The following is a 20664-nucleotide window of genomic DNA, read 5'->3' as shown; positions in this document are numbered from 1 at the left end:
TTTAGCGAAAGAATGTGATCGACGGCAAATATGGAGAAAAAAATGGAGAAGCATCCAGACGATTTACTGACGGGCGACAGCGATCCGTTTAAAGGCGATCCGAACTTTATGGCCTCGCTGGCCCGCGGGCTGGAAGTGATTCAGGCCTTCACCCCGCAGCGCCCGGTCCTGTCTATCTCGCAAATCAGCCAGAAGACCGGTATTCCGCGCGCGGCGGTGCGCCGCTGCCTGTACACGCTGGGGAAACTGGGATTCGTCTATGCGGAAGATGGCAAAAACTTCCAGCTGCGCCCGCGTATTCTGGCCCTCGGCCACGCGTGGCTAGCCTCCACGCCGCTGGCGCGTTCGGCGCAGCCTGTTCTTAAACACCTGAGTGAAATGCTGAACGAATCCTGCTCGATAGCCACCCTCGATGGCGACGATATTCTCTACATTGCCCGCGCCTCCAGTTCGCGGATTATGACCATCGATCTGGATATCGGCAGCCGCCTCCCGGCCTGGGCGACCTCGATGGGGCGCGTGCTGTTAAGCCATCTGCCGGAAGAGAAGCTGAACGATATGCTGGCGCGGGTGACGATGATTCGCTACACCCCGCAAACGGTGGATTCGGTGAACAAGCTGCGCGCGGAGCTGAAGCGCGTCCAGCAGCAGGGCTACGCGCTCAACGATCAGGAGCTGGAAATGGGACTGCGCTCGCTGGCGGTGCCTTTGTTCAACCCGCAGGGCCAGATACAGGCCGCGCTGAACGTCGGCGTGCATGCCGGGCAGGTCTCCACTCGCGACATGCTGGAACGGGTTCTACCCGAGCTGCAAAAAGCGGCTCGCGAGCTGACACTGCTGCTGCGCTAGCGGCTGCGTTTGGCGTGGCGCTCCCAGTTCTCCTGTTTCGCCTCGGCGGATTTGCGCAACGCGACGTAACACGCTCCGCTGCCGCCATGCTGTGCCGAGGCCGCGCAGAACGCCTGTACCTCGGGCAGTTCGACCAGCCAGCGCGCCAGATAGCTACGCACGATATTAGCGTGCGCGTTATCTTCCCGCCCTTTTCCGTGGACGATCAGCAGATTGCGCAACCCCTCCTTTTGCGCCTGCACGACAAAGGCAAACAGCATTTGCCGGCACTGTTCGACCGGACGGCGCAACAGATTCAGGCTGGCCTGCTGGTCATATTTCCCCAGACGCAGCTTATCCAGCACACCGTTTTGCAGCCCTTCGCGTTTAAATTCCAGCGGCGTGGTCAGCGGCAGAATATCGAGATAGCCGGTGGTGAGAAAATTATCGAGCTGCAGGACATCAAGACGCTGCGTCGGGCGCGGGTTGCGTTCCGGATGCCAATGAACGTCATTGCCGCGCTTCAGAGGCTGAACGTCCTCCATGGCGCCAAGAAATAGCGATTTGTCGTCAAGATTCATGTGCACTCCTCCGGCTGCTACCGGAGGCTACTATAGCCGCCGCGCCCCGCCGCCTCAATGCGTTTATCGACAACCGGCGACAATTTGCCCTGCCGGCTCAGGCGGGAAACTGGTGGCGACTTTGTCGGCGAAACTGGGTAATCAGCGAGGCCGTTAACGGCGTCTGCCGCGAGTCGCGGCGCTGGATCAGATAATAGGTCGCTTTCGGTAACGTTTCGCTCACCTTGATCATCACCAGCTTGTCGGCAATCATCGGGTCGCTGCCCAGCTCAACCGGTAAGATACTCAGAAAATCACTCTGTACCACCAGACTGATGCAGGAAGAGAAGGTTTCGCACACGATGCCGACATGCGGGATCTGCGAACGGTGGCTAAACAGATCCTGCAGCTGCTTAAAGTAGCTGCCGCGCGGGGTTGGCATGGTCCAGCTGTAATGCAGCAGTTGTTCAATCGAGGTCGCCTGGGTTGCGGGATGCCCGGCGCGGGCGAAGACCGCAAACGGCTTTTCGAACAGTTTCTCAAAGCTGAATTCATGATCGTAAGGGCCGGGATAATAGGTATTGATGGTGAAATCGAGCTCCCCCTGCCGCAGTTCGTTGATCATCGACAGCAGCTGACCTTCCATGATACGCACCTTCACCAGCGGGTGCTGCTGATGAAAACGACAAATCACCGAGGGCATCAGCGAGCGCGCCACGCTGGCTCCAAGACCAATATTGATCTGCCCGGTCAACGCCCCCTGGCGCTGCAACAGATCTTCCTGCGCCGCCCGCAGCTCCTCAAGAATCAAACTGGCGTGCTGATAAAAACTTTCGCCATTCTCGGTTAACGATACCCCCTGGCTGCGGCGCACGAACAGCTGGGCGGACAGCCCCTCTTCCAGCTCTTTAATGGCCTTGGTCAAAGCCGGTTGCGATAACGCCAGCGTCCGGCTGGCACCGCGAATACTGCCCTGACGCGCCACTTCAACGAAGGCACGAATTTGGTGAAATTTAATCTGAAAAGACATCGCCGTAGTGATAACCATTGTTTATCAAACAGAAGAAAATGGCATCTACTGTAATGCAAAGCGTTGTGGCAACGTAAGAATGCGCTGCTGAAAAACCCATCAGCGATAAGTAAAAGCTATCACACCGTGAACCTCATCACATTTTTAAATATGACAGGACAGGTTATGCCGTTACTCAATGAATACATCCGTCAACTGCTGCCAGAGATGACGCAATGGCGTCGCGATTTACACCATTATGCCGAGTCCGGCTGGGTCGAGTTCCGCACCGCCAGTAAAGTTGCAGAGCAGTTGCATCAGCTGGGCTACGACCTGACCCTGGGCCGCGACGCGGTCGATGCCGATAGCCGGATGGGATTACCGGATGAGATCATCCTGGCCAACGCCTTTCAGCGCGCCCGTGAGCAAGGTGCGCCAGAACCGTGGTTGAGCGCATTCGAAGGCGGCTTCACCGGTATCGTCGCCACGCTGGATACCGGGCGTCCCGGCCCCACTCTGGCCTTTCGGGTCGATATGGATGCCCTCGATCTGAATGAAGATACCGACGGCCACCACCGCCCGTTCCGCGAGGATTTTGCCTCCTGTAACCCTGGGATGATGCACGCCTGCGGACATGATGGTCATACGGCCATCGGCCTTGGCCTGGCCCACGTTCTGAAACAGTATGCCGATCGGCTGCACGGCGTGATCAAGCTGATTTTCCAGCCTGCGGAGGAAGGTACCCGCGGCGCGCGGGCAATGGTCGCCGCTGGCGTGGTGGATGATGTCGATTACTTTACCGCTATTCATATCGGTACCGGTGTCCCGGCCGGTACCGTGGTGTGCGGCAGCGATAACTTTATGGCGACCACTAAATTCGACGCGCTATTCACCGGCGTTGCGGCCCACGCCGGAGGTAAACCGGAAGACGGGCGTAATGCGCTGCTCGCCGCGGCGCAGGCGGCGATTGCTCTGCACGCCATCGCGCCGCATAGCGCCGGCGCATCGCGGGTCAATGTCGGCGTGATGCAGGCGGGCACCGGGCGGAACGTTGTCCCATCCGGCGCGCTCCTGAAGGTGGAAACCCGCGGCGAAACGGAAGACATTAACCGGTATGTGTTTGAACGCGCGCGGGAGGTTATCCACGGCGCTGCCGCGATGTACGGAGCCAGCGTCGAGCTGCGCCTGATGGGCGCGGCGACCTCCAGCGCACCGTCCCCGGCGTGGGTACACTATCTGCGCGAGCAGGCGGCACGGGTGCCCGGCGTGGAGCAGGCTATCGACCGTATTGCCGCCCCTGCCGGCTCAGAAGATGCCACCCTGATGATGGCCCGGGTTCAACAGCATAATGGTCTGGCCTCGTATATGGTTTTTGGCACGGAACTCAGCGCCGGTCACCACAACGAACAATTCGACTTTGATGAGAACGTGATGGCCATCGCCGTGGAAACTCTGGCCCTCACCGCGCTCAATTTCCCCTGGCAGCGAGGTGTGTAATGGAGGCCCTCTACCGCTACGTTGATGAGGTGATTACCGCCCGCGCCGGCGAGTTGACCGCTATCGCCGACGCCATCTGGGATCACCCAGAAACGCGCTTTGAGGAGTTCTGGTCAGCCGAAAGGCTGGCGCTCGCCCTTGAAGCAGAAGGTTTTGAGGTCTGCCGTGAGGCCGGCGGGATCCCCAACGCCTTTGTCGCCAGCTACGGCAGCGGAAAGCCGGTGATTGCCCTGCTGGGTGAATATGATGCGCTGGCCGGGCTTAGTCAGCAGGCGCAGTGCGCGTATCCTGCTGCCGCGACGCCTGGGGCGAACGGCCACGGCTGTGGTCACAACCTGCTGGGCACCGCCGCACTGGCCGCCGCCATTGCCTGCCGGAGCTGGCTGGTGCAGCACGGCGGTTGCGGGACGATTCGTTTCTACGGCTGTCCGGGGGAAGAAGGCGGTTCCGGCAAAACGTTTATGGTGCGCGAAGGCATGTTTGACGATGTGGACGCCGCGCTGACCTGGCACCCGGAAGCCTACGCCGGCATGTTCAGCACCAGCACGCTGGCCAACATTCAGGCCGCGTGGCGTTTCAGCGGCACCGCGGCTCACGCCGCCAACTCGCCGCATCTGGGGCGCAGCGCGCTGGACGCCGTCACGCTGATGACCACCGGCACCAACTTCCTCAATGAGCACATTATTGAGAAAGCCCGCGTCCATTATGCCATAACCGACAGCGGCGGCATTTCCCCCAACGTGGTACAGGCTCAGGCGGAGGTGCTCTATTTAATCCGCGCGCCGGAGATGGCGGATGCGCAGCAAATCTATGCCCGCATCGAGAAAATCGCCCAGGGCGCGGCGCTGATGACTGAAACGTCGGTCACCTGTCGTTTCGAGAAGGCCTGCTCCAGTTATTTACCTAATCGCACGCTGGAGGCGGCGATGTATCAGGCCGTGTGCCACTACGGTACACCGTCATGGAGCGAGGCGGATCGCGCGTTTGCCGACGACATTCGTGCCACGTTAAGCGAGAACGACCTCAACAACAGCCTGAGAAATATCGCCGGCACCGGCGGCGAAGAGGGCAAACGCTACGCCCGTCGCCACCGGGAAACGGTGCTAATCGATGAAGTCGCCCCCTGGGCTGCGACGGATACTATCCTGGCGGGATCCACCGATGTGGGCGACGTCAGCTGGAAAACCCCGGTCGCCCAATGTTTCAGCCCCTGTTTTGCCGTCGGAACACCGCTGCATACCTGGCAACTGGTGAGCCAGGGCCGCACGGCCATCGCCCATAAGGGGATGCTGGTGGCCGGAAAAGTGCTCGGCGCCACGGCGATCCGCCTGCTCACCGATGGTGCGCTGCTGCAAGCCAGTCAACAAGAACTGGCGCAACAGCTGGCTGAAAAGCCATATCACTGCCCGATCCCGCAAGGCGTGACACCGTCACCTTTAAAATAAAAACAATCATTCACGCACTAAACACAACAACTAACACAACAACGACTGAGGAATGCCCATGAGTATGTCATCCATACCGTCGCCTTCCCCCAACGGGAAGCTGTACAGCTGGGTTGAAAAGATCGGTAACAAGGTTCCACACCCTTTTTTGCTGTTTATTTATCTTATCGTGGTGCTGGCGGTAACCACCGCCGCGCTGTCGGCCTTTGGCGTGGCGGTGATCAACCCGACGGACGGCTCCACCGTGGTGGTCAAAAACCTGCTCAGCGTCGAAGGGTTACACTGGTTTTTGCCAAACGTCATCAAGAACTTCAGCGGGTTTGCACCGCTGGGGGCGATTCTGGCGCTGGTGCTCGGCGCTGGACTTGCGGAGCGGGTGGGACTGCTGCCGGCGCTGATGGCCAAAATGGCCTCGCACGTCAGCGCACGCTACGCCAGCTATATGGTGCTGTTTATCGCCTTTTTTAGCCACATCTCATCCGACGCCGCTCTGGTGATTATGCCGCCGCTAGGCGCCCTGATGTTTCTCGCCGTTGGCCGCCACCCGGTCGCGGGCTTACTGGCGGCGATTGCCGGCGTCGGCTGTGGGTTCACCGCTAATTTGCTGATTGTCACGACCGATGTGCTGCTCTCGGGCATCAGTACCGAGGCGGCAAAAACACTGGATGGCTCGCTGCATGTCAGCGTTATCGACAACTGGTATTTCATGGCCAGTTCGGTCATCGTTCTGACCCTGGTTGGGGGGCTTATCACCGATAAGTTGATTGAACCGCGGCTGGGAAGCTGGGAAGGCCGCAGCGAGGACAGACTTGAGGCGCTGACGGCGGAGCAACGCTTCGGGCTGCGGGTTGCCGGTATCGCGTCATTGGTTTTTATCGCTCTGGTCGCCATCATGGTCGTGCCGCAGAACGGTATTCTGCGCGATCCGGTCAGCCATACGGTGATGCCCTCTCCCTTTATTAAAGGCATTGTGCCGCTGATTATTTTTTTCTTCTGCTTCGTCTCGCTGGCCTACGGTATTGCCACCGGGAAAATTCGTCGTCAGGCGGATTTGCCGCCGTTAATGATCGAACCGATGAAAGAGATGGCCGGGTTTATCGTCATGGTGTTCCCGCTGGCCCAGTTTGTTGCCATTTTTAACTGGAGCAATATGGGTAAATTTATGGCCGTGGGGCTGACTGATTTGCTGGAGCAGGCGGGAATGAGCGGAGTACCGGCTTTTGTTGGCCTGGCGCTACTGTCGGCATTTCTCTGTATGTTTATCGCCAGCGGCTCGGCAATCTGGTCCATTCTGGCGCCGATCTTTGTGCCGATGTTTATGCTGCTCGGGTTTCATCCGGCCTTTGCCCAGATACTGTTCCGCATCGCGGATTCGTCGGTCCTGCCGCTGGCGCCGGTATCGCCGTTTGTCCCGCTGTTTCTTGGCTTCCTGCAACGCTATCGCTCAGATGCGAAACTCGGTACTTATTATTCACTCGTCCTGCCCTATCCTCTGATATTCCTCGTCGTGTGGCTTCTGATGCTGGTGATATGGTACTGGCTGGGTTTACCCATCGGCCCGGGAATTTACCCGCGCCTGTCCTGATAAAACCGGGTGGCCAGAGCCTGGTCACCCTCCGCTGCGCGCGTGACGACACGCATCATCGCGTGATCGCGTGGAGAGAAGCGTTCATCTCCAGACTTTTTATAATATCAGCCTTGTCGTCTGCGCCGCATTTTTCGTCACCCGAGGTTGTCCTGCGACATTCTTAAAGATGCCGTTTTTTTAAATGCATCTCTTTCAGCATCTTATATACCGACTCAATCGCAAGAGAGACAGCGTTTAACAATAAACCACTGATAATCAAGATTAAAAGTCCTGTCAGCATATATTGCATATCGATACCTCTAATGGTTATAAAAAAAAGCCAACACCGGGGTGCTGGCAAAATAATTGACTCAAGGAATGCCTGTATATTTATTCGCGGCGCCGGGTGCCTCCCGATGAATTAGCCAGTTCTTACTAATCCGCGTGCGTATGACAAACTGCAGAGAAAAATGAACTGAACGCTCCTCCGCACAGGGGAATTCGCCGCCGAATAAAAGTAACAAAAACCCGTCACACCCGCGCGGCGTAATTAATACAAAAATAAACATCACCGCAGACGGTATCTCCGCGGTTTTATCCGTCTCAGCAGCCGTATGCAGATTGAAATCGCGCGTCATTTCTTCCCCCGGTTCCCGGCCTTTATCCGCACAGCGGTGGATTATCTTTCAGGAGTATAGTTGGCGGAACGGCGTGCGTGATATCTTGTCAATATCACGCAATAGTTATCTTGCTAATCAGGTAACAAGGAGAAATGATGCTGGTACTGCTTCAGGACAAAATCGACACCCCGCTGGGGCCGTTATGGATTCTTTGCGACGAGCAGTTTCGCCTGCGCGCCGTGGAGTGGGACGAGCATAGCGACCGTATGACGCAACTGCTTGATCTGCATTATCGTCATGAAGGTTATCAACGCATCGATGCCCGCGATCCCGGCGGACTGAGTCGCCAACTTGACGCCTACTTCGCCGGCGATCTCAGCGTCATTGAGACGCTGCCGACGGCAACGGCAGGCACCCCCTTTCAGCGTGAAGTCTGGCAAGCCCTGCGCACTATTCCCTGCGGTCAGGTGATGCATTACGGCCAGCTGGCGGAAACGCTGGGGCGTCCTGGCGCGGCGCGTGCGGTCGGCGCGGCCAACGGTTCAAACCCGGTCAGCATTGTCGTGCCCTGCCACCGCGTGATTGGGCGAAATGGCACCATGACCGGCTATGCCGGCGGCGTGCAGCGGAAAGAGTGGTTATTGCGCCATGAGGGGTATCTGCTGCTTTAACGCTACGTGCCTTTTATCGGAAGCATCAGGTAACTTTACAATATGCTTCCGACCAACATTGCATTGGTTATCAATGAGATAAAAGTGATAAAAGCTTTACCCTTTTAATATTACGTGTTTCACGGGTTCGAGGCTTACCTGCTCACCAAAAAGATGTTAAAATTGACCAATATCAATTAAGGCTTGAGCAGACTTATGATCCCGGAAAAGAGAATTATACGACGCATTCAGTCTGGCGGTTGCGCAATCCATTGTCAGGATTGCAGCATTAGTCAGCTTTGCATCCCTTTTACTCTGAACGAGCACGAGCTTGATCAGCTGGATAATATCATCGAGCGTAAAAAGCCAATCCAGAAAGGGCAAACCTTATTCAAAGCTGGCGATGAGCTGAAATCTCTGTATGCGATTCGTTCGGGCACCATCAAAAGCTATACCATTACCGAACAAGGTGACGAGCAGATTACCGGCTTCCACCTGGCGGGTGATTTGGTTGGCTTTGATGCCATCGGTACCGCGCTGCATCCGAGCTTTGCACAAGCGCTGGAAACCTCAATGGTCTGCGAAATCCCTTTCGAAACGCTGGACGATCTTTCCGGTAAAATGCCCAATCTACGCCAGCAAATGATGCGGCTGATGAGTGGCGAGATCAAAGGCGACCAGGACATGATCCTGCTGCTGTCTAAAAAGAATGCGGAAGAGCGTCTGGCGGCCTTTATTTATAATTTGTCCCGTCGTTTCGCGCAGCGCGGTTTCTCGCCTCGCGAATTCCGCCTGACGATGACCCGCGGTGATATCGGCAACTATCTTGGTCTGACCGTCGAAACCATCAGCCGTCTGCTGGGGCGTTTCCAGAAAAGCGGCATGCTGGCGGTAAAAGGCAAATACATCACCATCGAAAATAGCGACCTGCTTGCTCAGCTCGCTGGTCAGGCCCGCAACGTCGCCTGATCCTCTTTGTCCCTCCGCCAGATCGCTCATTTTTTTTCTGATTTGTTGATCTGGCCAGGGTCATCCCCTGTTTCATTTCATCCATATAGGTTATCTTTTTAAAGACAGACTGTGGTTACAGTTGTAAGGAGACCCTGTATGGCCAAGTATCAGAACATGCTGGTAGTAATCGACCCCAATCAGGACGACCAGCCTGCATTGCGGCGTGCGGTGTATCTACACCAACGGATTGGTGGACGCATCAAAGCCTTTTTGCCGATCTACGATTTTTCCTATGAGATGACAACCCTGCTGTCGCCCGACGAGCGGACGGCGATGCGCCAGGGCGTTATCAGCCAACGTAGCGCCTGGATCAAAGAACAGGCCCGGTTTTATATTGAATCCGGTGTTCCCATTGAGATTAAGGTGGTGTGGCACAATCGCCCCTTCGAAGCCATTATTCAGGAAATCCTCAGCGACAAACACGATTTGCTGCTGAAAATGGCGCACCAGCATGACAAGCTGGAGGCCGTTATTTTCACCCCAACCGACTGGCATCTGCTGCGTAAATGTCCATGTCCGGTCTGGATGGTAAAAGATCAGCCGTGGCCGGAAGGCGGCAAAGCGCTGGTGGCCGTCAATCTGGCCAGCGAAGAAAATTACCACGACGCGTTAAACGAAAAACTGGTTAAAGAAACCCTCGAACTGGCGGACCAGGTCAACCATACCGAAGTCCATCTGGTGGGCGCCTACCCGGTAACGCCGATTAATATCGCTATCGAACTACCTGATTTTGACCCCAGTATCTACAACGATGCCATTCGCGGTCAGCATTTGCTGGCCATGAAGGCCCTGCGGCAAAAATTCGGCATTGATGAAAACCGCACCCACGTTGAAAAAGGCCTGCCGGAAGAGGTCATTCCTGACCTCTCTGAACACCTGCAGGCGGGGATTGTGGTTCTGGGCACCGTCGGGCGCACCGGACTGTCGGCGGCCTTTCTCGGCAATACCGCCGAGCAGGTTATCGACCATCTGCGCTGCGACCTGCTAGTTCTCAAGCCTGAGCAGTACAAAACGCCGGTTGAAATGGATGACGAGGACGACGATTAATCGATCGCGGATTGATGCTGCGTAAAATACGTTCCCCTGCTTCGGCGGGGGATTTTTTTAGGTATCCACTCCGGCAACGGAAAAAACAAAGGGCCTTTCGGCCCCGTCATCGACAACACATAGACAGCAACAATGCTTTTAATGGATACCTAAGCGCCAGGCATGATCGATCTCTTCTTTCAGCTCGCTGGAAGAGAGCGACATCAAATCCGCAAATTCCAGCTCAAGAAGTTTGAATTTTTTCAGGTACTGCGCGGGGGTTAATGCTGTTGGGTCGCGACGCAGAAACTCGATTGCCATTTGCGCCGGGGTTAATTCGGTATCCATAATATCCTCAGAGTGATGAAAAAACAGGCTTAGTATAGCACTCCGGGCTGACGACTTTATGAGCAATTCATGGCCTTGCTGTATATATAAAAAAGCCGTCTCAGCAGAGACGGCTTCAGAATCAAACATTATTTAGGATGGCAAACCATTACAACGCTTTGAGAATTGCGTCGACGCTGGCTTTCGCATCGCCAAACAGCATGTGGGTGTTCTCTTTGAAGAACAGCGGGTTCTGAACGCCGGCATAACCTGTGTTCATTGAACGCTTAAAGACCACCACATTTTGCGCTTTCCACACTTCCAGCACCGGCATGCCGGCGATCGGACTCTTCGGATCGTCCTGCGCCGCCGGGTTAACGGTGTCGTTGGCGCCGATAACCAGCACGGTATCGGTATCGGTGAAATCGTCGTTGATCTCATCCATTTCCAGCACCACGTCATACGGCACTTTCGCTTCCGCCAGCAGTACGTTCATGTGCCCAGGCAAACGTCCGGCAACCGGATGAATACCAAAGCGCACTTTGATGCCGCGAGCACGTAATCTTTCGGTGATTTCCGCCACCGGATACTGTGCCTGCGCGACCGCCATGCCGTAGCCCGGGGTGATGATCACCGAGTGCGAGTTTTTCAGCATTTCCGCGGTATCTTCGGCGCTGATTTCACGGTGTTCGCCTACTTCTTCATCGCTGCCGGTAGAGGAACCATCGGTACCAAAACCGCCGGCAATCACGCTGAAGAATGAGCGGTTCATCGCCTTACACATGATGTAAGACAGAATCGCACCCGACGAGCCCACCAGCGCCCCGGTCACAATCAGCAGGTCGTTGCTGAGCATAAAGCCCGCCGCTGCCGCTGCCCAGCCCGAGTAGGAGTTCAGCATTGAGACCACGACCGGCATATCTGCCCCGCCGATCGAAGCCACCAGATGCCAGCCAAAGGCCAGGGCAATGACCGTCATCACCAGCAGCGCCAGAACCTGAGTTCCTGTGCTGTCGGTGCGAACAAAGGCCACCAGCAGCAGGAAGGAAACCACCAGCGCCGCCAGATTCAGCTTATGGCGATGCGGCAGCATCAGCGGTTTAGACGAAATCTTGCCGCGCAGTTTGCCAAAGGCCACAATCGAGCCGGTGAAGGTCACCGCACCGATAAAGATGCCGAGGAACACTTCCGTCAGGTGAATATTCACCAGGATCTGTTCCATACCCGCTTCGTGATACAGGTAGCTGTTAAAGCCTACCAGCACCGCGGCCAGGCCCACAAAGCTGTGCAGCACGGCAACCAGCTCCGGCATTTCGGTCATTTCGACTTTCTTCGCCAGGCGAATACCAATCGCGCCGCCGATAACCATCGCCAGGATGATCCACGCCACGTTGCCGGTATCCGGCCCGAGAATGGTCGCCAGCAGCGCGATAGCCATCCCGGCCATCCCGAACAGGTTACCCTGCTTCGAGGTTTCGTGCTTTGACAGCCCCGCAAGGCTAAAAATAAACAGAATAGCGGCAACAATGTATGCAGCTGTAACTAATCCTCCAGACATGTGCTACCCCTTAGTTCTTGCGGAACATTTTCAGCATGCGCTGAGTAACGGTGAAACCACCAAAAATATTAATGCTGGCGATCAGCACCGCGATAAAACTCAGGAAGCTGACCCAGCCACCGTGGCCGATCTGCAATAACGCTCCGACAACGATAATCCCTGAAATAGCGTTGGTCACCGACATCAGCGGCGTGTGGAGCGCATGAGAAACGTTCCATACCACGTAATAGCCCACCACGCAGGAGAGCGCGAAGACGGTAAAGTGACCGAGGAACTCTTTCGGCGCCACGTTGGCAAGCCAGCCAAACAGAATAATCGCCAGCGCCATCAGCGCGTATTTACGCCACGGTGAGGTCGGTTTTTCTGCTTCTTTCGGCGCATCAACAGGCTTCGCCGCAGCCTGCGGCTGGGCAGAAACCTGAATCGGCGGCGCCGGCCAGGTCACTTCGCCCTCACGAACCACCGTCACGCCGCGAACCACGACGTCGTCAAAATCGATGGTGATATTGCCGTCTTTCTCTTTGCACAGCAGCTTCAGCAGGTTGACCAGGTTAGTCCCGTACAGCTGCGAGGACTGCGTCGGCAGACGGCCCGGCAGGTCGGTATAGCCGATGATCTTCACGCCGTTGGCGGTAGTCACCACTTCGCCAGGAACGGTGTATTCACAGTTGCCGCCGTTCTGCGATGCCAGGTCGACCACCACGCTGCCCGCGGTCATGGAGTCAACCATTTCACGGGTAATCAGCTTCGGCGCCGGTTTACCCGGGATCAGGGCCGTGGTGACGATGATGTCCACCTCTTTGGCCTGCGCGGCAAACAGCGCCATTTCGGCTTTAATAAAGGCTTCCGACATCACTTTGGCGTAGCCATCGCCGCTGCCCGCCTCTTCTTTAAAGTCCAGCTCCAGGAACTCGGCGCCCATACTCTGCACCTGTTCTTTCACCTCTGGACGCGTATCGAACGCACGGACAATGGCGCCGAGGCTGTTCGCCGCGCCGATGGCCGCCAGTCCGGCGACGCCGGCGCCAATGACCATGACCTTCGCCGGCGGAACTTTGCCGGCAGCGGTGATCTGACCGGTAAAGAAGCGACCAAATTCGTGGGCCGCTTCAACAATCGCCCGGTAGCCGGCAATGTTGGCCATCGAGCTGAGCGCATCCAGCGACTGGGCGCGAGAAATACGCGGCACTGAATCCATCGCCATCACGTTGATATCGCGAGCCGCTAATTTCTGCATCAGCTCAGGATTTTGCGCAGGCCAGATAAAGCTCACCAGCGTGGTGCCCGGATTGAGTAATGCAATTTCATGTTCTTCTGGTGCGTTCACCTTCAGAATAATGGATGACTGCCAGACTTCAGCGGTGTCTACAACTTCTGCACCCGCCTGAGCAAAGGCTTCGTCATCGAAACTTGCCAGATGACCCGCGCCGCTTTCAACGGCAACGGTAAACCCGAGTTTTAGCAGCTGTTCCACCGTTTTCGGCGTGGCAGCGACGCGGGTTTCATTGGCAAACCGTTCTTTTGGTACCCCGATACGCATAGTTTTCCCTTCCATCGGTTTTTGATGATGGTTTTTCTTTTCTTACAGACGACGGTTAAGCGGCAAAACATGCCGTTTCTTTTCCATTGACTGAAAAAATGAAACAGTAACAAACTTTTTATAACCTACTGAAAATAGCGATTGTGATCTACTGCGATAAAACAGAAATTTTGATTTTATTGGTAAAACGCATCGCGAACCGTGTCAGGCAGCAATATTTACCTTAAATTTATGGTCAGGCCTGATAAATCGCTTAACTGATGCAGTAATACGCCATTAATCGCCAGCAAGAACATAACTTTAACATTACGTTAACTTATAAAAGTGGTATTGATTATCAATTTTGCTGGTCAAGCGGCTGTTTTTTCAACATATCAGAAATTGTTATATTATTGTGACGCACGTTTCGGGCGGTAAGCAAAAAATGACGCAGACAGTGACTCCTTTTAAATGCAATAATCGAGCGTTATCAGTCAACAACAATACCAGTACATGGTTTGCGCAAGGCAAAGGATTATTTTTATGAAGCTTAAGAACTCACTCCTGGCGTCTGCTCTCCTGGCTACGACAGCGTTGTCAGCCCATGCAGCGACCGAGCTGACTCCGGAGCAGGCGGCGGCGCTAAAACCCTACGATCGCGTAGTGATCACGGGCCGTTTTAATGCCATCGGCGATGCGGTAAAAGCCATGTCCCGTAAAGCGGACAAAGATGGCGCGGCCTCATTTTATGTTGTCGACACTTCTGATTATGGCAACAGCGGCAACTGGCGCGTAACGGCAGACTTGTATAAAGACAATGCCCCGCAGGCGGATGCCCCGAAAAATCGCGTCATCAATGGCGTCATGGAGTTACCAAAGGATCAGGCCGTCGAACTTGAGCCTTTTGATACCGTGACCGTGCAGGGCTTTTATCGCAGTCAGCCGGAAGTGAATGATGCGATCACCAAAGCGGCGAAAGCCAAAGGTGCCGCCTCCTTCTTTATCGTCCGTCAGGTTGATGCCAACCAGGGCGGTAACCAGCGTATTACTGCCTATATCTATAAAGCCGATGCCAGAAAACGCGTTCTGCAGAGCCCGGATGCGATCCCGGCCGACTCTGAAGCCGGTCGCGCGGCGCTGGCTGAAGGCGGCACCGCTGCGAAAAATGTTGAAATCCCAGGCGTTGCCACCACGGCAGCCGTCGGTTCCGGTACCGGCGTAGGTCGTTTCTTCGAAACCCAGTCATCAAAAGGTGGACGTTACACCGTCACGCTGCCGGATGGCACCAAAGTCGAAGAAGTGAACAAGATTACCGCGGCCCAGATGGCGCCGTTTGACAGCATCAAGTTCACCGGCAATTACGGCAACATGACCGAGATTTCTTACCAGACCGCCAAGCGCGCGGCGAAGAAAGGGGCGAAGTACTACCACATTACCCGCCAGTGGCAGGAACGTGGCGGTAACATCACCATCAGCGCAGACCTGTATAAATAATCGTATCGGCACTGTGTAAAAAGGCGGCAATATGCCGCCTTTTTGTTTTTTTTCATCCGCCACCATTGCATGCGCACAAGACACTCCGTAAAATCCCGCGCCTTAGCGTAATCCTCCATTTTTATGCGATTTCGCCAAATAAATATTCTTGATTAACTGCCGTCACCTCGGGAATACAATGGAAAAGAAACTGGGCCTCAGCGCCTTGACCGCACTGGTACTGAGCTCAATGCTGGGCGCAGGTGTGTTCAGCTTGCCGCAAAACATGGCGGCCGTCGCCAGCCCGTCGGCGCTGCTGATTGGCTGGGCAATCACCGGCGTGGGGATTTTATTCCTCGCCTTCGCCATGCTGCTGTTGACCCGCATTCGCGCCGATCTTGACGGCGGTATCTTCACCTATGCCCGCGAAGGTTTCGGTGAACTCGTCGGTTTTTGCTCCGCCTGGGGCTACTGGCTGTGCGCGGTGATCGCCAACGTCTCGTATCTGGTGATTGTTTTTGCCGCGCTCAGCTTCTTTACCGATACTCCGGACGCCATTATTTTCGGCAACGGGAATACCTGGCAGGCGATCGTGGGCGCGTCGGTCCTGCTGTGGGTGGTGCACTTTCTGGTCCTGCGCGGCGTCCAGACCGCCGCAGGCATTAACCTGATCGCCACCCTGGCCAAGCTGATCCCACTCGGTGCATTTATCATCCTCGCCGTCATCGCCTTTCGTCTGGAGACGTTCCGCCTTGATTTTAGCGGTCTGGCGCTCGACGTACCGGTCTGGGAGCAGGTGAAGAACACCATGCTGATCACCCTATGGGTGTTTATCGGCGTGGAAGGTGCGGTCGTGGTTTCCGCGCGGGCGCGTAATAAACAGGATGTCGGCCGCGCTACGCTGCTGGCGGTCCTTTCCGCACTGGTGGTTTATCTGCTGGTGACCCTGCTCTCTTTAGGCGTGGTCGCCCGTCCGGAACTGGCCGAAATGCGTAATCCGTCGATGGCCGGCCTGATGGTGAAAATGATGGGCTCATGGGGCGAAGTAGTGATCGCTGCCGGGCTGATTATTTCCGTGTGCGGCGCCTATCTGAGCTGGACCATTATGGCGGCAGAAGTTCCCTGGCTGGCCGCGACGCATAAAGCATTTCCGCGCCGCTTCGCCCGGCAGAATAAAAACAACGCCCCGTCGGCCTCGCTGTGGCTAACCAACATCAGTGTTCAGCTGTCGCTGGTGCTCATCTGGCTGACAAAGTCTGATTACAATACGTTATTGACCATCGCGTCCGAGATGATTCTGGTGCCCTATTTCCTCGTGGGCGCCTTCCTGCTGAAGATTGCTGTACGCCCGCTGCATAAGGCGGTGGGTGTCGGTGCATGTATTTATGGCTTATGGTTATTATATGCATCCGGCCCTGTGCATTTATTGTTGTCAGTGGTACTTTACGCTCCGGGTCTTCTGGTTTTCCTGTACGCTCGCCGTACGCACCAGCACGATCGCATGCTCAAACGCCGTGAATTAGCCTTAATTGGTTTTTTGCTGGTTGCCGCTGTACCGGCAACGTGGATGCTGGTGGGGTAAGCGGTCGCCCTGCTGCTGAACTCAAAGGAGATACCCATGACTGTCCGACAGCCTCGCCCGATTCTCATCACCGGTGGAGGCCGCCGCATCGGCCTTGCGCTGGCGCACCATTTTCTGGATCAGCAGCAGCCGGTTATCGTCAGCTATCGCACGCACTACCCGGCCATTGACGCACTGCGCGACGCCGGAGCTATCTGTCTTACCGCCGATTTTAGTACCGATGAGCAGATACTGGCCTTCGCCGAAGCGGTAAAACACCACGCCGCCGCCGGCCTGCGCGCCATCGTCCATAACGCCAGCGACTGGATGGCTGAAAAGCCGGGCATTCCACTCACCACGGTGCTGGCCAGCATGATGCAGATCCACGTTCATGCCCCCTATTTGCTCAACCATGCGCTGGAAACGCTCCTGCGCGGGCACGGACACGCCGCCAGCGACATTATTCATATCACTGACTATGTCGTTGAACGCGGCAGCGATAAACATATTGCCTACGCGGCCAGTAAAGCGGCACTGGATAATATGACCCGCTCGTTTTCCCGTAAGCTGGCGCCGGAGATTAAGGTCAACGCCGTTGCCCCTTCGCTGATCATGTTTAATGAGGGCGACGACGCCGAATATCGCCAGCAGGCGCTGGATAAATCGCTCATGAAAAGCGTGGCGGGCGAAAAAGAGATCATCGACCTGCTCGATTATCTGTTCGCCAGCCGGTTCGTTACGGGCCGCTCTTTTGCCGTGGATGGCGGCAGACACCTGCGTTAGTGGAAGCGGCTCCAGCCGAGGATCAGCAGCCAGGCACACAGCCCCCAGCACCCGACTGCGCCCGCCAACGCCAACGGCAGGCGCATCATCCCGGTGAAGTACCAGAGCGACAGCAGATAGACGAAATAGGGAATGATTGACCACATCCCAAAGACGATCGTGGTCCGCAGCGCCTCAAGCCCGCGTTCGCTGGCCACAATATAATGCGCAATCAGGGCAAAGGTCGGAAATAACGGAATTAAACCAGCAATATAATAATTTTTGCTTTTCGACAATACGCCAATCAATATCACCACCAGCGCACCGATCAGCCCTTTAATCAACAGCCCCATTCCTTTAGCCTTAACATTTAAACAACAGTTGATGTAGCATAACGGAAGTATCTCTCTTCACAATATTATTCGAATCGCCCCACCGCGGCGCAAGAGCGAATGCCCCGAAGCATAGATAACCGGCTGACCGCTCCGCGCGCGAAGCAAACGTCGGGGTCGCTTGAAGGATGAGGTCTTTTTTATAAAAGAGTAATGGCAGGTAGTCTGGTGGCGGTGTATGTTAATTCTTTTTCCAGTACAAGTAAGATATGAATAAGATCGTTTTTGTTGAGGATGATCCGGAAGTGGGCGCTCTGATTGCCGCTTATCTCGGAAAGCACGATATGGACGTAGTGGTTGAACCACGAGGTGACCGGGCAGAAGAGGTTATCGCGCGGGAAAAACCCGATCTGGTGTTGTTGGATATCATGCTGCCAGGCAAAGACGGCATGACTCTGTGCCGCGATCTGCGCGGCCAGTGGCAAGGTCCGATTGTGTTGCTCACCTCGCTCGACAGCGATATGAACCATATTTTGTCCCTGGAAATGGGCGCCAGCGATTACATTCTGAAAACCACGCCGCCTGCCGTATTGCTGGCACGTCTGCGCCTGCATTTACGCCAGCACGTCGCCTCCCCCGTGACCAATGCTCCGGCATCGCTCACCCCGCATAAATCGATTGCATTCGGTTCACTGCTCATCGACCCGGTTAATCGTCAGGTATTGCTCGGTGGCGAAAGCGTGGCCCTCTCAACGGCGGATTTTGAGCTGTTATGGGAACTGGCCACCCACGCCGGACAGATTATGGATCGTGATGCGTTGCTGAAAAATCTGCGCGGCGTCAGTTACGATGGGATGGATCGCAGCGTGGATGTGGCAATTTCGCGCCTGCGGAAAAAACTGCTCGACAGCGCGACCGAGCCCTATCGCATCAAGACGGTGCGCAATAAAGGGTATCTGTTCGCTCCTCACGCCTGGGACAATTAATCTTCCCCCGCCGTAGAGCGCGACAAAAAACCGCCGGCGGGTTAATGCGGGTCACTTAAAGGTGACCCGCATTTTTGGCCTGGCGGCCAGTCCTGGATGCACACCTGCATTCTCGCCCGTTTTCCCGGTAGGCAATACGGTAACCCTGGCCCGCCTTGAGCACGTTGGCAAAACCCGAACGGTCTAAATGCATTCCTGCAACCAACAGTTTTTCACTTGCCGCCTGCGCGAGGATTTTTTTACGTGTCTCTTCAGCCTGAAGGGGGTCACAGTCAAACACAATGGAAACGTCCGGGCGTGCTGACTGGATATGCGGAAAATGGACGATGTCTCCCCAGATCAATAAGCATTGTTCCCCGGAAGTGATACGGAATCCGGTATGCCCTGGCGTATGTCCTGGCAGCCATACCGGGAGAATGCCCTCAGTTATCGCCCCCTCGTCAAGCAGACGCAGCTGCCGGGCGTACGCGTCTAACGTCCTGCGGGCGAGGTTAAAATTTCGCTTCCCGCGCTCATTCGCTACTTTAAATCGTTCATTATCCTGCCAGTATTGCGCCTCAAGCGGGTGAAGATGAAGTTCGGCCTGTTTAAAAACAGGTAGCCCTTCGGCATCTAAAAGCCCCCCAATATGGTCAGGATGGCCGTGCGTCAGCAACACGGTATCGACATCATCGGGGCTGATACCTGCAGCGCCAAGATTATCTATGAGTTGCCCGCCTACGTTATTCAGCCCCCCGGCACCGGCATCGACCAGGAGGGTTCGCCCGCGCCCCTGGATAAGATAGCCGTTGATATGGATATTGCCGGGTTCAGCGATCCGGGCGCGGTGTTGAATCACCGTTGCTTCTGCTGTTTCAATGCCTGACAGCCAATCCAGACTGGCGGACATCGTGCCATCGCTCAGCGCGGTCACCACAAAATCCCCAATCCGACGGGTTGAAAAAGAGTGATGGTTCATCGTTACCTCTGGTTAATTGCGCGCAAACAGGTGTGATGCAGCGGAGCCAAAACAGCGAATACGCGCTGTAAGGCCCGAAGCTTGTCGAATGGCTCGTTCTAACTCGCGCATGAACTCCTCCATGACTTCTGACGTACGCACGTTTGTCAGACGATAAAAAAGCTCGGCATATACCGGATGTCCGCATCCGGGTTTTACATCGACATAGATGATATGCACATTTTCCGACTCCGCAGCGAGAATGCCTGTGCAGAGCGCACTGCAGGTACGCGTTAAATCGCGGAGGTCACTAAACCTGGCAGCATGTTCCTGAGAAAGATAAAACGTCAGATTCGGCATGTTGATAAACTCGCCTCCCTTCAGGCTTGAGCAGGATTCGTCAACTGCGCTGTCAGCGGCGCATAGAAGTTTACGCCGGGCATGTCAGCTAACTGCGCGGCAGTTTCCCGCGTCACCACCCAGGCAATGCGTCGGGCGGGCATTTTATCTAATCCTGACGCCTGCATTTGCAGTGCCGGGTACCCCAGCCCCTCAATAAAGCTCAATGGCTGGGTGCTGAGCAGCAGGATTTCATCACTGGCTACCGCAGGTGCCGTGCCGTCACACTCATACAAATTACGCTGCCAGTCGGTGATGTGATTTTGCCAGCGTGAAAAATGACCGCCCCCTTTCAGCTTGTACTCCTCGCTGGTAAGCACCTCTGCATACTTCACCGTATGAATGGCGAGATACCGGGAGCCGCCTGGTTTCAGGGCCTTAAAACGCTGGGAAGAGCTAAACCCGGCGACCGAAATCAGCGCGGGCAGCTTTTGCTGGCTGTAAAACGCATTCCACTCCTGCTCACTTTCAGGGTCGGTATAGTTACACTCCACGGTATAGAGCATCGATTCACCTCTGCATGAATAAAACGCAGGGCCCGAATGGCCTTGCTTAATGACTTTTGATCATGCTATATGCTGTTAACTCGGCGATGAA

21 protein-coding genes are annotated in these 20664 nt (G+C 55.6%); 11 read left to right on the top strand and 10 right to left on the bottom strand.

Going from position 1 to position 20664, the window contains the following annotated elements; all coding sequences use genetic code 11:
- The first annotated feature begins 42 nt into the window (after positions 1-42).
- A complete protein-coding gene (locus AC236I_RS11545) occupies positions 43-849 on the top strand; it encodes an IclR family transcriptional regulator domain-containing protein (RefSeq protein WP_004862537.1) in 807 nt (268 codons plus the stop codon).
- Here the strand turns inward: AC236I_RS11545 and smrA are convergent.
- Together smrA and AC236I_RS11535 are read right to left on the bottom strand one after the other, a co-directional pair.
- The gene (gene smrA / locus AC236I_RS11540) at positions 846-1409 is read right to left on the bottom strand and encodes a DNA endonuclease SmrA (RefSeq protein WP_004862539.1); all 564 of its coding nucleotides are present in this window, start codon (positions 1407-1409) and stop codon (positions 846-848) included. The two genes, AC236I_RS11545 and smrA, sit on opposite strands and share 4 nt — an antisense overlap.
- 97 nt (positions 1410-1506) lie before the next feature.
- Entirely contained in the window at positions 1507-2418 is a 912-nt protein-coding gene (locus tag AC236I_RS11535; RefSeq protein ID WP_015584221.1) for a LysR family transcriptional regulator, read from the bottom strand.
- Between the two features lie 165 nt (positions 2419-2583).
- Between AC236I_RS11535 and AC236I_RS11530 the strand changes: the two genes are divergently transcribed.
- The 3 genes from AC236I_RS11530 to abgT are packed head-to-tail and all read left to right on the top strand — an operon-like array spanning position 2584 to position 6924.
- Entirely contained in the window at positions 2584-3894 is a 1311-nt protein-coding gene (locus AC236I_RS11530) for a M20 family metallo-hydrolase (RefSeq protein WP_044351834.1), read from the top strand.
- Positions 3894-5339, top strand: coding sequence for a M20 family metallopeptidase (locus AC236I_RS11525; protein WP_316935353.1), 1446 nt, complete (start codon positions 3894-3896; stop codon positions 5337-5339). The genes AC236I_RS11530 and AC236I_RS11525 overlap by 1 nt, the downstream gene beginning before the upstream one ends.
- Before the next feature lie 58 nt (positions 5340-5397).
- Positions 5398-6924: a p-aminobenzoyl-glutamate transporter gene (abgT, locus tag AC236I_RS11520; RefSeq protein ID WP_266280404.1), complete on the top strand. Its 1527-nt coding sequence runs from the start codon at positions 5398-5400 to the stop codon at positions 6922-6924.
- Positions 6925-7277: 353 nt separating this feature from the next.
- On the opposite strand, the gene AC236I_RS11515 is transcribed toward abgT, so the two are convergent.
- Positions 7278-7544: a hypothetical protein gene (locus tag AC236I_RS11515; RefSeq protein ID WP_004862550.1), complete on the bottom strand. Its 267-nt coding sequence runs from the start codon at positions 7542-7544 to the stop codon at positions 7278-7280.
- Positions 7545-7681: 137 nt separating this feature from the next.
- On the opposite strand from AC236I_RS11515, the gene ogt reads away from it, so the two are divergent.
- The 3 genes from ogt (at position 7682) to uspE (ending at position 10234) form a co-directional block, all read left to right on the top strand.
- On the top strand, positions 7682-8197 hold the full coding sequence (ogt, locus tag AC236I_RS11510) for a methylated-DNA--[protein]-cysteine S-methyltransferase (protein WP_004862553.1): 516 nt from the start codon (positions 7682-7684) through the stop codon (positions 8195-8197).
- A 195-nt stretch (positions 8198-8392) separates the two neighbouring features.
- Entirely contained in the window at positions 8393-9145 is a 753-nt protein-coding gene (fnr, locus tag AC236I_RS11505) for a fumarate/nitrate reduction transcriptional regulator Fnr (RefSeq protein WP_004862555.1), read from the top strand.
- Between the two features lie 138 nt (positions 9146-9283).
- Positions 9284-10234: a universal stress protein UspE gene (gene uspE / locus AC236I_RS11500; RefSeq protein ID WP_004862557.1), complete on the top strand. Its 951-nt coding sequence runs from the start codon at positions 9284-9286 to the stop codon at positions 10232-10234.
- 138 nt (positions 10235-10372) lie between these two features.
- Here uspE and AC236I_RS11495 read toward each other — a convergent pair whose 3' ends face one another.
- The 3 genes from AC236I_RS11495 to pntA form a co-directional block, all read right to left on the bottom strand.
- On the bottom strand, positions 10373-10561 hold the full coding sequence (locus AC236I_RS11495) for a YdiH family protein (protein ID WP_004862559.1): 189 nt from the start codon (positions 10559-10561) through the stop codon (positions 10373-10375).
- Between the two features lie 148 nt (positions 10562-10709).
- Positions 10710-12098, bottom strand: a complete 1389-nt coding sequence (pntB, locus tag AC236I_RS11490; RefSeq protein WP_004862561.1) for a Re/Si-specific NAD(P)(+) transhydrogenase subunit beta — start codon at positions 12096-12098, stop codon at positions 10710-10712.
- 10 nt (positions 12099-12108) lie between these two features.
- Positions 12109-13638 (bottom strand): Re/Si-specific NAD(P)(+) transhydrogenase subunit alpha, encoded by a 1530-nt coding sequence (pntA, locus tag AC236I_RS11485; RefSeq protein ID WP_004862565.1) that lies wholly within the window; start codon positions 13636-13638, stop codon positions 12109-12111.
- Positions 13639-14160: 522 nt separating this feature from the next.
- Between pntA and ydgH the strand changes: the two genes are divergently transcribed.
- From ydgH to folM, 3 genes are all read left to right on the top strand, one after another.
- Complete coding sequence (gene ydgH / locus AC236I_RS11480) at positions 14161-15111, top strand: DUF1471 family protein YdgH (protein ID WP_004862568.1); 951 nt, start codon at positions 14161-14163, stop codon at positions 15109-15111.
- Positions 15112-15289: 178 nt separating this feature from the next.
- Positions 15290-16672, top strand: a complete 1383-nt coding sequence (locus AC236I_RS11475; protein ID WP_044348984.1) for an amino acid permease — start codon at positions 15290-15292, stop codon at positions 16670-16672.
- A gap of 36 nt (positions 16673-16708) precedes the next feature.
- Positions 16709-17434 (top strand): dihydromonapterin reductase, encoded by a 726-nt coding sequence (gene folM, locus AC236I_RS11470; RefSeq protein ID WP_487608807.1) that lies wholly within the window; start codon positions 16709-16711, stop codon positions 17432-17434.
- Here the strand turns inward: folM and AC236I_RS11465 are convergent.
- On the bottom strand, positions 17431-17766 hold the full coding sequence (locus AC236I_RS11465) for a GlpM family protein (RefSeq protein ID WP_004862575.1): 336 nt from the start codon (positions 17764-17766) through the stop codon (positions 17431-17433). The two genes, folM and AC236I_RS11465, sit on opposite strands and share 4 nt — an antisense overlap.
- Positions 17767-18014: 248 nt before the next feature.
- Here AC236I_RS11465 and rstA point away from each other — a divergent pair, with 248 nt between their 5' ends.
- On the top strand, positions 18015-18731 hold the full coding sequence (gene rstA, locus AC236I_RS11460; protein ID WP_004862578.1) for a two-component system response regulator RstA: 717 nt from the start codon (positions 18015-18017) through the stop codon (positions 18729-18731).
- Positions 18732-18786: 55 nt separating this feature from the next.
- On the opposite strand, the gene AC236I_RS11455 is transcribed toward rstA, so the two are convergent.
- From AC236I_RS11455 to AC236I_RS11445, 3 genes are read right to left on the bottom strand one after another with little or no spacing between them, the layout of a single operon-like run.
- Entirely contained in the window at positions 18787-19689 is a 903-nt protein-coding gene (locus AC236I_RS11455; protein WP_071359503.1) for an MBL fold metallo-hydrolase, read from the bottom strand.
- Between the two features lie 12 nt (positions 19690-19701).
- Positions 19702-20028, bottom strand: coding sequence for a hypothetical protein (locus AC236I_RS11450; protein ID WP_004862582.1), 327 nt, complete (start codon positions 20026-20028; stop codon positions 19702-19704).
- A 20-nt stretch (positions 20029-20048) separates the two neighbouring features.
- Entirely contained in the window at positions 20049-20573 is a 525-nt protein-coding gene (locus AC236I_RS11445; RefSeq protein WP_071359504.1) for a DUF4286 family protein, read from the bottom strand.
- Between the last annotated feature and the right edge of the window lie 91 nt (positions 20574-20664).

The organism is Klebsiella sp. Sb-30, from assembly GCF_057652795.1.
The sequence above is the reverse complement of the archived record's forward strand: the minus strand, read 5'-3'. Positions and strand labels throughout refer to the sequence as shown.